The 13,670-nt window shown below is 44.2% G+C and carries 17 protein-coding genes; 8 read left to right on the top strand and 9 right to left on the bottom strand.

What is annotated here, in order from left to right; translation table 11 throughout:
• The gene (gene priA, locus V1L52_RS09515; RefSeq protein ID WP_428769089.1) at positions 1-2,067 is read right to left on the bottom strand and encodes a replication restart helicase PriA; all 2,067 of its coding nucleotides are present in this window, start codon (positions 2,065-2,067) and stop codon (positions 1-3) included.
• The gene (locus V1L52_RS09510; protein ID WP_428769087.1) at positions 2,060-2,818 is read right to left on the bottom strand and encodes a uracil-DNA glycosylase; all 759 of its coding nucleotides are present in this window, start codon (positions 2,816-2,818) and stop codon (positions 2,060-2,062) included. Before V1L52_RS09510 ends, priA begins: the two co-directional genes overlap by 8 nt.
• Positions 2,819-2,967: 149 nt before the next feature.
• Between V1L52_RS09510 and rpsP the strand changes: the two genes are divergently transcribed.
• Genes rpsP through rplS form a run of 5 tightly spaced genes read left to right on the top strand, consistent with a single transcriptional unit; the run spans position 2,968 to position 5,311 of the window.
• Positions 2,968-3,213: a 30S ribosomal protein S16 gene (gene rpsP, locus V1L52_RS09505; protein ID WP_428769085.1), complete on the top strand. Its 246-nt coding sequence runs from the start codon at positions 2,968-2,970 to the stop codon at positions 3,211-3,213.
• A gap of 18 nt (positions 3,214-3,231) precedes the next feature.
• Positions 3,232-3,465, top strand: coding sequence for a KH domain-containing protein (locus V1L52_RS09500; RefSeq protein WP_428769083.1), 234 nt, complete (start codon positions 3,232-3,234; stop codon positions 3,463-3,465).
• Positions 3,465-4,097 (top strand): ribosome maturation factor RimM, encoded by a 633-nt coding sequence (gene rimM / locus V1L52_RS09495; protein WP_428769082.1) that lies wholly within the window; start codon positions 3,465-3,467, stop codon positions 4,095-4,097. Before V1L52_RS09500 ends, rimM begins: the two co-directional genes overlap by 1 nt.
• Before the next feature lie 4 nt (positions 4,098-4,101).
• Positions 4,102-4,920: a tRNA (guanosine(37)-N1)-methyltransferase TrmD gene (trmD, locus tag V1L52_RS09490; RefSeq protein ID WP_428769080.1), complete on the top strand. Its 819-nt coding sequence runs from the start codon at positions 4,102-4,104 to the stop codon at positions 4,918-4,920.
• Complete coding sequence (rplS, locus tag V1L52_RS09485; RefSeq protein ID WP_428769078.1) at positions 4,907-5,311, top strand: 50S ribosomal protein L19; 405 nt, start codon at positions 4,907-4,909, stop codon at positions 5,309-5,311. Before trmD ends, rplS begins: the two co-directional genes overlap by 14 nt.
• 398 nt (positions 5,312-5,709) lie before the next feature.
• Here the strand turns inward: rplS and V1L52_RS09480 are convergent, their stop codons facing one another.
• The 4 genes from V1L52_RS09480 to V1L52_RS09465 form a co-directional block, all read right to left on the bottom strand.
• Positions 5,710-6,099, bottom strand: a complete 390-nt coding sequence (locus V1L52_RS09480) for a type II toxin-antitoxin system VapC family toxin (RefSeq protein ID WP_428769076.1) — start codon at positions 6,097-6,099, stop codon at positions 5,710-5,712.
• Positions 6,099-6,311 (bottom strand): DUF2281 domain-containing protein, encoded by a 213-nt coding sequence (locus V1L52_RS09475; RefSeq protein ID WP_342036060.1) that lies wholly within the window; start codon positions 6,309-6,311, stop codon positions 6,099-6,101. The genes V1L52_RS09480 and V1L52_RS09475 overlap by 1 nt, the downstream gene beginning before the upstream one ends.
• A gap of 118 nt (positions 6,312-6,429) precedes the next feature.
• Positions 6,430-6,726: a hypothetical protein gene (locus tag V1L52_RS09470; RefSeq protein ID WP_428769074.1), complete on the bottom strand. Its 297-nt coding sequence runs from the start codon at positions 6,724-6,726 to the stop codon at positions 6,430-6,432.
• Positions 6,727-7,044: 318 nt separating this feature from the next.
• Positions 7,045-7,407, bottom strand: coding sequence for a hypothetical protein (locus V1L52_RS09465; RefSeq protein ID WP_428769072.1), 363 nt, complete (start codon positions 7,405-7,407; stop codon positions 7,045-7,047).
• Between the two features lie 184 nt (positions 7,408-7,591).
• Between V1L52_RS09465 and V1L52_RS09460 the strand changes: the two genes are divergently transcribed.
• Both V1L52_RS09460 and V1L52_RS09455 read left to right on the top strand, forming a co-directional pair.
• Entirely contained in the window at positions 7,592-8,785 is a 1,194-nt protein-coding gene (locus V1L52_RS09460) for an IS256 family transposase (protein WP_428769071.1), read from the top strand.
• Positions 8,786-9,044: 259 nt separating this feature from the next.
• Positions 9,045-10,244 (top strand): IS256 family transposase, encoded by a 1,200-nt coding sequence (locus V1L52_RS09455; RefSeq protein WP_428771794.1) that lies wholly within the window; start codon positions 9,045-9,047, stop codon positions 10,242-10,244.
• A 187-nt stretch (positions 10,245-10,431) separates the two neighbouring features.
• Here V1L52_RS09455 and V1L52_RS09450 read toward each other — a convergent pair whose 3' ends face one another.
• From V1L52_RS09450 to V1L52_RS09440, 3 genes are all read right to left on the bottom strand, one after another.
• Positions 10,432-10,815 carry a hypothetical protein gene (locus V1L52_RS09450; protein ID WP_428769070.1) on the bottom strand — a complete coding sequence of 128 codons (384 nt, stop codon included), beginning with the start codon at positions 10,813-10,815 and terminating at the stop codon, positions 10,432-10,434.
• 14 nt (positions 10,816-10,829) lie between these two features.
• Positions 10,830-11,144: a hypothetical protein gene (locus tag V1L52_RS09445; RefSeq protein ID WP_428769069.1), complete on the bottom strand. Its 315-nt coding sequence runs from the start codon at positions 11,142-11,144 to the stop codon at positions 10,830-10,832.
• 122 nt (positions 11,145-11,266) lie between these two features.
• Positions 11,267-12,076 carry a hypothetical protein gene (locus V1L52_RS09440; RefSeq protein WP_024468224.1) on the bottom strand — a complete coding sequence of 270 codons (810 nt, stop codon included), beginning with the start codon at positions 12,074-12,076 and terminating at the stop codon, positions 11,267-11,269.
• 505 nt (positions 12,077-12,581) lie between these two features.
• Here V1L52_RS09440 and V1L52_RS09435 point away from each other — a divergent pair.
• Complete coding sequence (locus V1L52_RS09435) at positions 12,582-13,664, top strand: ABC transporter substrate-binding protein (protein ID WP_428769068.1); 1,083 nt, start codon at positions 12,582-12,584, stop codon at positions 13,662-13,664.
• Positions 13,665-13,670: the final 6 nt, after the last annotated feature.

The following is a 13,670-nucleotide window of genomic DNA, read 5'->3' as shown; positions in this document are numbered from 1 at the left end:
TTATAACAGGCTTACTGGGTCTACGTCAACTTCAATATAGACACCCTGTCGGTTTTTATATGCCGATAAAAAGGCTATAAGGGTTTCCTGCAAAGGCCCTATGCGTTTAGCACGCAAAAGAATATGACGACGGTGATTTGCCGCAATTTTTTCAATAGGGCATTCGGCCGGTCCCAAAATACGTACTTGGGCCGATTGCCGTATATTTTCGATAATTTCCGCCGCTTCTTCGGATGCGGCTTCCGCCTTTGCTTCATCGGCAGACCTGAATACCAGGCGGACAAGACGGCTGTAAGGCGGAAAATCCAGCTGTCTTCGCTCTTCAAGTTCTTCCCGATAAAATTCTTCAACAAGGCCTTTGCATGCAAGAGCTACGGCTTTGTTTTCGGGATTATAGGTTTGTACTATAACCTTGCCGTCGGGGAAAAATCGGCCCGCCCTGCCTGCAACCTGAACAATCAGGGAGAAGGTACGTTCAGCCGCGCGAAAATCGGGCAGATGCAGCCCCGTGTCCGCCGAAATCACGCCGACAAGCCGAACCCGCGGGAAATTCAAGCCCTTGGCGACCATTTGGGTGCCGAGTAAAATATCAGCTTCACCGGCTTTAAAAGCTTCAAGCTTTTTTACCAAATCGTCTTTGCGGTCCAAACTGTCGCTGTCGGCTCGTATCACACGGGCATGCGGAAACTTTGCACGGATTTCTTCTTCTATGAACTCGGTTCCGAAACCCGTATATTCTATATCGAGAGATGAGCATGAGGGGCATTCGGACGGAGGACGGACGGATAATCCGCAGTAATGGCATCGCAGTACCCCGGCTTTTTTATGATAGGTGAGCGAGGTCGAACAGTTTTTGCATTTTAAATCGAAGCCGCAGGTTTTGCAGCGGAAAAAATGGGTAAAACCGCGCCGGTTTAAAAATAAAATCGTCTGCTTTTTGTCTTCCGTTGCCGCCCGTATTTCACGTTCAAGACGGCGGGAAATGCAGCCGTCCGTTTGCGCATCTTCGCTTGAGCTTCCCAAATCGACAATCTCTATCGAGGGCATAGCACCACCTGCAAGCCGTTTGGTAAGACGGTGTTCGCATATCCGCTCGGCCCGCATTAAATGCCATGCTTCTACCGAGGGGGTTGCGCTTCCCATAACGAGGGGAATGGCACAGTCGGCACAGCGCTTCATCGCTATTTGCCGTGCAGAATAGCGCGGCGAATTTCCGGATTTATAAGAGGAGTCGTGTTCTTCATCGATAATAATGAGGCCCAAATCGGGAACCGGGGCAAAGACGGCGCTTCGCGCACCGATAACGACGCGGGCTTTTTTTTCCGCAATGCGCCGCCATTGTGCAAGTTTTTCGCTTCCCGTAAGTCCTGAATGAAGGACGGCCGCCGTCTCCCCGAAACGCCCCGTAACCGCATCGATTACCTGTTTTGTCAAGCCTATTTCCGGTACAAGGTAAATAACGCCTTTGTCTTCGGCGAGCGTTTTATCGGCAAGGCGCAAAAACACTTCTGTTTTACCCGATCCGGTGCTGCCGTAAAGATAGTGCATAAGATGTTTTTTTTCGCTTAGAATCGCATCTACGGCGGTTTGCTGTTCATTCGACAGGGGATGTGCTTCAAATTCGCCGGCTTCAAAGTCCGCACTGAAAAGGCTTGTTTGTGCTTCTCTTTTTCCCGACGGGAGCATCGCGCTCAGGGCTTCTCCGCGTCCGCACAGATAATAGCTTTCCATCCAGAGGGCAAGGCGGATAAGTTCTTCGGTAAAAAGGGGCTTTTCGTCTATAACCCGTCCTATTTCACGTATTTTTTCGACGGGAAAATCGATTGAGGAGGGAAGTTCTTTGTATGTGCCGACGATAAAGGCGGTCATTCTTCTGTTGCCGAACATAACCTGAGCTCGGCATCCGGTTTGAGCGGGTACTGCCGTTTTATTTGCCCCTTTTGTCTTTTCCTGCGGGCCGCTCGGCGTTTGGCGGTAAAAAAAAGAGGAAAAAAGGGGCAGGTTTAAAAATACTTCAATCCAAAGCGTAGTCCTGCCTTCGCTTGTTGTGCCGGCTTGTTCAGTCATTTGTAAAGCTTTCCGCATAGCCGGGAGCCAGCTCCGAAAGACGGGAACGGAACAGTTTTAAATCCTCCCATGCCGGTTTTTTTAAGGATTCATCGCGTAACAGGGCGCTCGGATGATAGGTACTCATAAGCGGTATGCCGCGGTATGAAAAAAAACGGCCGCGCAGCTTGCCTATGCCGTCGCTCGTTTGAAGGAGGTTTTGGGCGGCGATACGTCCGACTGCCAAAATCATCTTAGGCTTTAAAATATCGATTTGTTCATGCAAAAACCGAGCGCATGCTTCGGATTCTTCGGGTTTGGGGTCGCGGTTGTGAGGCGGCCTGCATTTTACGACATTGCCTATAAAGCAGTTTGAGTGCCTGGAAAGCCTGATGGCGGCAAGCATTTTATCCAAAAGTTTTCCCGCAGGGCCTACAAAGGGCAGACCCGACCTGTCTTCATCGGCACCGGGCCCTTCTCCTATAACCATCACAACCGGACTGACCGGCCCGAATCCCGGCACCGTTTTAGTGCGGTTGCGGCACAGCTCGCACTGCGAACACCGGGCGATTTGCTCGGCAAGCAGTCGGAGGCGCTCGGCATTGCCTGCTGTAACCGGAGGAATTGTTTCCCTGTCGTCCGGTACGGATGCGGCAGCTTTTTGCAGGTTTTGAGGCTCGAAACGATGAGTTCGGTTTCCGGATACCCATGTGTCGGCGGCATTTAATATATCCGTAAGCAGCTGCGTAGCTGAAGGGGCGCTTTGTTGCATGGAATTACTATATCCCGATACGGGCTTTTTTGCAAGAAGTTTAAAAAAAGTGTTTTATCTTTTTAGTGAATCCGTATCTTGACCAAGACGGCGTTTTGTGATAAAAATAAAGTTCATGCCGTGTGCAAATTTTATCTATGGAGGTCTTTATGGTACGGATCCGGCTTAAAAAATTCGGAACAAAAAAACGTCCTTATTACCGCATAGTCGTTCAGGATGCACGTAAACCGCGCGACGGAACCACTATCGAAGAAATAGGATTATATCATCCCATTGAAGCCGAAGAAAAGCAAATCTCATTCGATGCCGAAAGAGTACGCTATTGGCTCAGTGTAGGCGCCCAGCCTTCGGATACGGTCCGCAAGATTTTAAACAAAAAAAACGCCGCACAATAAGAGCGGGAGGTTCGCAAAGTGGAAAAAGAGTTGATAGAATATATTGCGAAATCTCTTGTTGACGATCCCTCCGCGGTTTCGGTTGAAGAAGCGGAAGGCGAACGCGGTCCGGTTATTCAATTAAAAGTTGCCGAAGGCGATATCGGAAAGGTCATCGGTAAATACGGACGCATTGCAAAAGCATTGCGGACTGTACTGAGCGCATCGGCCGGTAAATCGGGAAAGCGTTACAGTCTCGATATTTTGGATTGATGGAGAGCGTTTTTGTAATCGGTATTATCCGCGGTTCTTTCGGGCTGTCGGGTAAGTTAAAAGTGGAAAGTACATCGGGCGAATACGGGCATTTTTTTAAATTAACCGATGTAACTTTGAGGAAGGGTGAAAAGCGGTTTCAAACAGCCGTTGAATCGGCCGAAATCGGAACATCCTGCCTTTTTTTGAAACTGAAGGGTATCGATTCCCCGGAAGAAGCTAAGGCTTTTTCGTCGTGGGAAATTGAAGTGCCCCGAAGCATGGCTTGTCCGCTGAACGAAGGCGAGTACTACGCCGAAGACTTAAAAGGCTGTACTCTCGTGTACTACGGTGCAAAAGGCGAACATGCGGGACGGACAAACGAAGCCGGATTATCGGACAGGCCGATGATTGCGGGAGTCGTTACAGGCGTATTGGAAGGCGGAGCGGGCGACCTTTTGGAGGTTGCCGTATCCGAAAGTGCGGATGCCGGGCGCATCTGTACGGATAAACAAAACAAAACGCAAGCGCATAAGGGGACGGAAAAGTCCGAAGCGCGCAGGGTTTTGGTTCCTTTTAAAAAGGAATTTATCGGTACGGTTGATATTGAGCACGGAACCATTCAGCTTATGCACCTCTGGATTTTAGAGTAAAACGATGAAATTTCATGTGCTGACCTTATTTCCCGAAATGCTGCTCGGCTTTTTTGAAAGTTCGATTATGGCTAAGGCGGTTCAAAGGGGAATTATCGAATACGAATTGGTGAATATCAGGGACTTTGCCCTTGATAAACACAAAACCTGCGACGATACCCCTTACGGCGGCGGTGCGGGCATGCTGATGCTGCCCGGTCCCCTCGATGCCGCTTTGCAGTCGGTTTTGGGCAAACGGAAGCCCCCCGATACGGGAAAAACGCGGGTAAAAAAAAAGCCGCGTAAACGTAAAGAGGGAGAACCGCGCGTTATCTATGTAACGCCGTCGGGTAAGCCCTTTACCCAAAAAACGGCGATTGAATTGAGCCGTGAACAAAAACTGGTGTTTATTTGCGGACGCTATGAAGGTATCGACCGCAGGATAATCGACAAGTGGGTGGACGATGAAATCTCGGTCGGAGATTTTGTGCTGTCCTCCGGTGAAATAGCGGCTCAGGTTGTGATGGACGCGGTCTACCGCTTGGTGGACGGCGTTATATCGGCCGAAAGCCTTACGGAAGAAAGCCATACCGGCGGGTTGTTGGAATATCCCCAATACACCAAGCCGGAAGTGTTTGACGGTATGAAGGTTCCGTCCGTACTGTTGTCGGGCAATCACGAGCGTATCCGCCGCTGGCGGCTTCGCGAACGGATTGCCAAAACATTGGCCGTCCGTCCCGATATGATAGGGGCGGCAAGACTGGCCGGACTGCTTACGGAAGAAGCGGAAAACTGCATTGCCGACATAACACGCATACAAGGAGAATGCAATGGATTTGATTAAAACGATTGAAGAATCCCAAAAGCGGGAAGTTGCTTCTTTTAAAGTGGGCGATACGGTAAAAGTTCACTTTAAAATTATTGAAGGAAAAACGGAACGCGTACAGGTATATGAAGGTTTGGTATTGTGCTTTAAAAATTCCGGTGCAAGACGTACCTTTACCGTGCGCAAAAACTCATACGGCGTCGGTGTGGAGCGGGTATTTCCCCTGTATTCACCCCGTATTGCCAAGGTTGAAGTAATGCGCCCCGGCCGCGTGCGCCGTTCAAAGCTTTACTATATCCGCGGAAAAGTGGGTAAGGCTGCCAAAATACGCGAACTTATCGTTAAAAAAGCGGATAAGGCCGCCGCAAAGGTTGCTCCTACCGCAGTTGAAAAAACTGCCGAAAATTAAAAAATCGGTGTGCAGATTACAGGCAATCTGCGTGTAATCTGTATGCAAAAACGCGATTGATATACAAAAGGCGGGATATCCGTAAGCTGAAGTTTTCGGATACCCGCTTTTTTTTGTTTTGTTTGAGTTTTGCCCCGGACATATTATAGACCGACTCATCCGCAAGCTTTTCCGGCTGGCTTGTGTAAGCATTGATATTTTCTCTGCTGTGATATTCCAATGGCTTTTATACTCCAAAATTGCGGACTAAAAGTGACACTATCTATCGTTTGAAGCGACGTTGTTGCATATCTTACTTTTTATCATACCTGTGGCGTGTATGCATAACATTCGCTTAACCTGCATTTGCGGCTCCTCCGCAATGTCGGCTTTGAAGCGGGGGTTAGGTTTTCTATCTTTTACCAAACAGTTTTTACATCATACAACGGAATATTTCCGTCAGTAGTTATGATTGTCAAATCATTTTCAATTGCTTGTGAAATTAAAATTCTATCAAATGGGTCATTATGTCTTACATTCTCTTGAAACGGCAGATTTCGAATTCTGTTAAAATCATCAAGTGTAATCGGAAGTTTTATAAATCCTGCCCGTCTACACATCTCATCTATTTCATATACAGTACGAGTAAATTCCAATTTCTTTTTACTTTGCTTTATTACAATCTCCCAAAATGAGGCATAACTGTAAAAACAAGCATTAGCTTCGATTATATCTTTAGTACTTTTCGGTAATCGGGCATCACCGAATAAATACCAAAGAATTGTATGGGTATCGAGCAAATACTTCATTACATGTACTCCGAAAAATCTTCGAGAGGCTCATCAAAATCCGCAGACATATAAAAAGGTTCATTTTTCCAAATGCCAAAAAGAGATTTTTTTTCAGCAACACCCTTTTCTTCGGGAAATTTCAATTTTATCAAGCGGATAAAATCGACAACCTCGCTTATTGCGGCATGAGGCAGCGTTGCAATTTCTTTTTCTAAAACAGTGTTAGGCATATATGACCTCCTATATAATTCTATTATATAATCAATTCATAAAATTTTCTACATCTTACTGATTGTAAGAAAAAGGCGGGGGTGACCCGCCGGATAAAATCGCCGGATTATTTAATTATTATGGATAGGTAAACTCAGCAACATTGCTCCAAGAACTGTCAAAAACATTATGTGCAGAACTTGTTACTTTTAACCAGAAATAATATTTTTTCCCCGATGTAGGCTTAAAATAATATGAGCCGGTATAATTAACCGTTCTTGTATTTTCCCCTGCTTCTACAGTAGCAGGGGAATTATATGTGTCATAAGTGGCTTTAGAAGAATCATTTGTAGTCGAGTAGCCTAAAATTGCAGCAGACGCCCCCAAGCCGATTTTTCCATTGTAAGTAAATGTACAATTAACTTTGGTATTCAAACCTTCTGTTATCTAATTAATAACTAACTTTGTGGGTGTTTCAAGTTTAGTTAGAGTCTTGCCCTCATTTATTGCCGCCTGTTTTCAGCCGGCAAAAGCAAGCGCCAATAATACAGCAGTTAGTAATACTGTAAATTTGGAAAAGTGTTTCATAAAACCCTCCTATGATTTTATAAATTTATTTTAAAGTCGAAATAAATATCATAGGTCGGTTCCGCACCTGCCTGCCTTTAGGCAGCGTCCATCCAACATTCGCTTAACCTGCATTTGCGGCTCCTCCGCAATGTCGGCTTTGAAGCGGGTGTTAGGTTTATTTCTTTAACTATTTCCATCCCATCGATATTCACGCGTATATCCTTTTCTAGTATTAAATTTCCTTTTATCAGTCTTCAGTACATCTCGTAACAAATGACCAATATCCTGGCCTGCCATATTTACAGGATCATTTGCGTTATTGCTCTTATGCCATTTATATAGATCATATAACGGAGTTCCTTCCCAATTATAATTAGCTCCTCCAAATAATGAACTTGCAGAAAACCATGTTGGTTCATCCTTGTCATCTTTGCAGTTTTTACACCAGCAATATATTGCTCCCTGTACATATAAACGTATATTTTTTATCTGTGATGAATCTAAATTAGCACTTATACTTCTATCTTTAATTTCTTCAATAACCATTATAGACCTCCATATAAAAATATTTAGTTAGATTTTAAGAATTCTTTATAATCTTTATTATACTATTAAATACTTTATTAAACAATATATGATATTGTACAATAAAGTTCGCAATTTGGGGTAGAAAAAAGCCATTGAAAATTCCAGAATGTTGGTTAGGACACTAACAAAAAAGGAACAAACAATGGCCAAGAAGAACGATACTACATTTTTCGAAAATAAACTACTGGATTTTGTAACGGCAAAAGATCCTATGTTGGAAATGCTCCAGTGGGTAATGGACAAGTTCATGGAGATTGAAGTTGCCCACAAGACCGGAGCGGAAAAAGGGATTCATGCGCAAAGCCGTACCGGTTACAGATGCGGCTACAGAATCTGCCGCTTTGATACCAGGCTGGGAACCGTTTATCTTTCGGTTCCCAAAATACGTCAAGGCGGCTATATCCCGTTCTTTGTGACGGAGAAGAAACGCAGCGAACAGGCGCTTATTCAGGTCGTGCAGGAATGCTGGCTGAACGGAGTGTCAACCCGCAAGATTGAGCATATAGCGAAGAAACTCGGAATTGAAAGCCTGAGCGCATCTGAGGTCAGCGAGATAAACAGTGGATTAGATGAAATGGTCGAAGAGTTCCGCAACCGCAGGCTGGAAGCAGAGTATCCGGTAATCTGGGCAGACGCTCTTTATGAAAAGATTCGTGACAACCATAGGATTGTCGGCAAGGCCGTGATGGTCATTAAGGCGGTAAATCTTGAAGGACAGCAAGAAATTCTTGCTGTAGAGCCTATGGAAAATGAATCTGAGCATACATATTCAGCTCTTTTCAGAAGGCTCAAGGAACGCGGACTTGAGAAAGTCTGGCTGTGCGTTTCCGATGCACACATGGGGCTACAGGCGGCGATACGCACAGCCATGCCGGGAACTACGTGGCAAAGATGTAAGGTTCATTTCATGCGGAATATACTTGCATATGTTGGGCAGAAAGACAAGGAAAAAGTTGCTGCACGGTTGAAGCTTATCTGGAAAGCTCCTGACGAAAAATCGGCAAGAGCACTGAAAGATGATTTCTGTAAGGAATATGAAAAATCATTTGCCAAAGCAGTAGCATGTCTTGAAGAAGGATTCGAAGATTCCGTACAGTTTTACGCCTTTGAGGAACTGGACAGTCGTAAGATTTCAAGCACCAATACGCTTGAACGGCTTAACCGTGAAATCCGGCGAAGGTCATCTGTTGTCGGCATTTTTCCGTCAACGGATGCTTATATAAGGCTGATAACAAGCTATCTGCTTGAGTATTCAGAGGACTGGCAAACTGAGCGTTGCTACATAAATGCCGGTTCAATAAAAGTTCAAAAGGAGATTCTGTTTAACGCAGCATGAAGGATGTATGACTTTTTTCAGGAACAAAATTGCGGATTAAAATTGACACAATCAAAAGAACCTAAGATATTAATTGGATTTCAAGTCTTAAATTTATAAAAAATACACCCTATTTTCAAAGTTACAGTTAATTGTGCCGTAAGGCATCTGTCCAACTGGCCCTGTAAAAATATTTGTGTAAATGGCTGAAAATATGATACTCTAGGAGGAGTATATGACAGCCAGAAAAAACAAGAAAGAGAAGGACGCAATCGATCAGATGCTCGATCGGATTGATTTCCACGGAATGACCAAGGATGAGCTTACCGGTCAGGACGGACTATTACGTCAAATTACAAAGCGCTTTTATGAGCGGGCGTTGCAGGCAGAGCTGGATGAGCACCTCGGCTATGCAAAGCATGACAATGCAGGGGACAACTCGGGCAACAGTAGAAACGGCTACACGGACAAGTCCGTAATCATGAACGACAACAGCACGGTAGAAATCGAGGTACCGCGCGACCGTAATAGCACATTCGAGCCGCTGATAATCCCTAAACACGACAGACGTGCCCCCTTGTTCAACGACCAGATTATCTCGATGTACTCATTCGGGATGAGCTGCCGCGACATACAACGGCACCTGCAGAATATCTATGGGGTGGAAGTTTCACCGGAATTAATTTCTCGAGTGACCGAATCAGTCATTGAGGATGTTCGCCAGTGGCGCAATCGCCCGCTTGAGAAGTCTTACCCGATACTTTTCCTCGATGCCTTACGAGTAAACTCAAGACAGGACGGCAAGAACGTCAACAAAGCCCTGTATGTTGCTCTGGCAATAAACTGGGAAGGCAAAAAAGAGGTTTTGGGGCTGTGGCTTGCTGACACGGAAGGAGCGAAGTTCTGGATGAGTGTGCTGACTGACATAAAGAACCGGGGTACAAATGACATTCTCATAGCCTGCATGGACGGGCTTACCGGGTTCCCCGACGCGCTCAGAGCAATTTTTCCGGACACTCACATCCAGCATTGCATAGTGCACATGATCCGAAGCTCGACGAAGTTTGTTTCTTACAAGGATTTGAAGCAAGTCTGCCGCGACTTGAAGGAAATCTACTGTGCAGTGAACGCAGACAGCGGACGTGAAGCGCTTGAAGATTTTGGAAAAAAATGGGACGGCAAGTACCCGATGATTTCGGCCTCATGGCAGCGTAACTGGAACGAGCTGACGGAGTTCTTCTCGTACCCGGACAGCATCCGCCGTGTCATCTACACGACAAATGCAATTGAGAGCCTGAACTTTTCCCTGCGCAAAGTCACGCGCAATAAATCAAGTTTTCCCGATGACGATTCGATATATAAGGTGATGTACCTTGCGATTAAGAATGCGAGCGCAAAGTGGACTATGCCGATTAAGGAATGGGGACCGGCGGTCAACCAGTTCGCTATCCTTTTTGAGGGACGCTTTCCACTTTGTTAGGAAATGCCATTTACACAGATTTTGTGACAGGCTCGTCCAACTGCCGCTTAACCTGCATTTGTGCCTTTGCCGACGTGCATAGCGGCGGCAAAGTTGGCGCAAAAGTTGCTCAAAAAGGGAGCCTCAGGCGACCGTCCAAGCAACTTTTGTGACAAAACAAATGTCAGGTTGAAGCGAGTGTTAGGCTTTATTTTTCTTCCATTTTTTCTTTTAATAATTGCATATATCTTTCTAAAAAAGGATTGCCTTTAATGTTCAAAGACTGTAAATAATCATAAAATGTTTTATCCTGCATTATTTCCATTTGTCTTACCATTTCAGCTTGATAACCTTCTATGCTCTTAATATCTTTAGATATTGCCGCTTTTACATTGCATTTAAAATTCTTGACATATAAATCAATATTTTTCTTTGCATATTTACTCACCAATGGTAACAGATATGCATCTTGATTGAACACATTCATTTTATTAGAGATTTGCGTAATGTTGAAATAATTAAAAATATATTCCAATTTATTTGATAGTTCTACTGATAAATCTTCTAAGTACTGGTCAATAAGTGTATTCATATTTTATACTCCTATTATTTAATTTCAATTATATTACCATTGACAACAGCTTTAGGATGGATTGTAGTACTCCCTCCGTTTTTATAAATATTCCCTTTTACAACTCCAAATATCTCCAATACGCCACCATTATTTTGAACATCACCATTTACCATTCCATTGATCATGGCTTTTGCCTCTTCTTCTATGGTAACATTCTTTACTATCATACCATTCAGCATGATTTCTGCTCCATCATGAATTATGGCAGACCCTGTAATCATTCCATTTAACAGGAGAGAGTTTCTTACCTCAACATCTTCATCAATTTTTTCATTTATTGTTTCCATACTACCTCCAGTATTTTTTACTCTTATTGCTTCGCTCACGAAGCGTATCAACCTAACATTCGCTTAACCTGCATTTGCGGCTCCTCCGCAATGTCAGGTTGAAGCGGGTGTTAGACAGTTTTTTATATATTTCCTTCAATTTTGGGAACTAATTCATTCATTGTATAATGAACGAATTGAGTACCCATGCCTGTTAGCTCATATCCTTTCTCATTATCAAAAGCTGATTTCAATGTATTTGAATACGTTTTCCTTCTTGATGCTGACTTAATAAAATTACCATAATAATCAACCAATCTTTCCTGTCTAATTACATGTCCCATACTCAAATCATCAATAACTAATTTAAATAAATCAGCTTCAGGTGAATCCTCCCTAACTTTCTGACCATATAAAGATTGCCACATATCATACCGAGTAATACCTTTGGTTTTATAAATTAATGCAATTACATCTAAATGTAGTTCGCTAAATGTATCAATCCATTTAATAAATAGTGACACTACATTATCTGATGTTAGTCGACATTCGGCAGCGTTTGCCAACAAATTTCTGAGATATATTCTTTTCTTCTCTGAATCACCTGCTGACCAATCTCGGAATATCTGCTTAATTAATATTAAATATTCTGGACTACTGATTCTTTTCTCAATAATCTCATCATTTAAATCTATCCGACAAAAAACCTCAGCCAGAGTTTTACCAATTTGTTCTATTTCTTCAGCTTGTATTTTTAACCATGTTTCAAAGAGTTTATTGATTCGTTCTTGTTCTTTTTCAGACCATGCCCCTGCACCAGCACTTATCATACCACCAGCTAATGGAACTGCCCCGCTTAATATGTTCATTATTGCACGAATAATAGCAGGAGCTTTACCTCCTGAAAGTATTTTTTCTAAATCTTTACCAGGATTTCTATTTTCATCATTCATAACATTTGTTCTCCATTATTTTATTCTCACCTATGCAGAAAATCTGTCTAACATTCTTTCGACCTTTCCTCATTATATCACGGAGAACGGCAATTTGCAATCTAAACTGCCTCAAAACAAAATGGCAAATCTCTCTACCATAATACATAATAGGGGAACCAATAACAGGCAGATTAGGCCTATCTTCATTAAACGGCCAACGAAACAAACTCACATCCTGTCTATATGACTTACGCACCCAACCCTCGCGGTTGAAGACGTGTGTGTAAACTTAATATCGCTATAACCGAGAAGCTCTTGAATTGTGCGGGTACCGTAACCGGCTTGTCGAATGAATCACACCGTATAGCTGCCGTTTACGGAACTTTGATTTCCGCCCATCCTTGACATGAGTTTCTTAAAATGTTAGTCTATCCTTATAATTTTGCCGCCTTTTAAATGCCCTTCGGCGCCTTTAAATTAAACGCCTTTCGGCCTATCCTCGCGGCGGCTTAGGAGAGAAAATATGAAACCCAATCGTATGTTGATTGTCGGTGTGATTGCGCTTTTATGCGTTGTAAATCCGCTTTTTGCAAAGGGAACGAAAGATACCGAATCTGCAAAGCCTGCACAAGTGCAAAGTGCCGAGCCTGTAAAGGCTGCACCTTCTTCGGATGCCGCGGCAATCGTTCCGGTAAAACCCGAAAAGCCCGAAATCGTACGCATGTCCGTTTTAAACGGCCCCAGCGGTATCGGTATGGTGCCTCTTTTTGAAAAGGCTCCCGACTTGAACGGCATTCCTTCAAGCTTTGAAGTGTCGGCTTCTCCGCAAGTGCTGTTGCCCAAGCTTTTAAAAGGTGAAGTCGATGCGGGCATCTTACCCATAAACGTTGCGGCAAAAGTGTATACCGCAAACAAGCAGGCCGTCCTTTTGGCCGCTATCACGGGTAACGGTATGCTTTCGGTTATAAGCCGTGATACATCCGTAAAAAGCCTTGCCGATTTAAAGGGTAAAAAACTTACCGTTGCCGGTCAGGGCGGCACCCCCGATTATATGATTCGGTATTTGGCGCGTTCGGAAGGTATTGAACTCAATACCGCAGACGGTATTGAAATCGATTTTTCCATTCCTACGCCCGAAATAGTTCCCGCCCTCCTTGCAGGAAAAATCGATTACGCTTTGGTACCCGAGCCTTTTTCGACGGTTGCATCGATAAAGGATAAAACGATTGCGCGGGTTTTGGACGTGCAAAAACTCTATGAAAAAGCCTGCGGTATCGAAGGCTGTGAATATCCGGTTATGGCTTTGGTTGTGCGCAAAGCCTTTGCGGAAAAATATCCTGCAACCCTTGAATTATTTTTGCAGGCATGTAAAGAATCGGTTGAGGCGGTAAATGCCGACCCGAAGGCTGCCGGCGACTTGGTTGAAAAACACACGCTCGGCTTAAAAGCGCCGATTGTTGCCGCTTCGGTTCCGCGTTCGGCCTTTGTATGGCAAAGCGCCCGGGAAAGCAGGCAAAACGTAGAGCGCCTTTTGTCCGTGTTTGCGGAATTCGCACCCGAATCCATCGGAGGAAAACTCCCCGACGACGGCTTTTATTTAAAATAATTCTTT

It is taken from the genome of Treponema sp. HNW, assembly GCF_050320395.1.
Lineage (GTDB): Bacteria > Spirochaetota > Spirochaetia > Treponematales > Treponemataceae > Treponema_C.
This window is presented reverse-complemented; position numbering and strand designations above follow the sequence as displayed.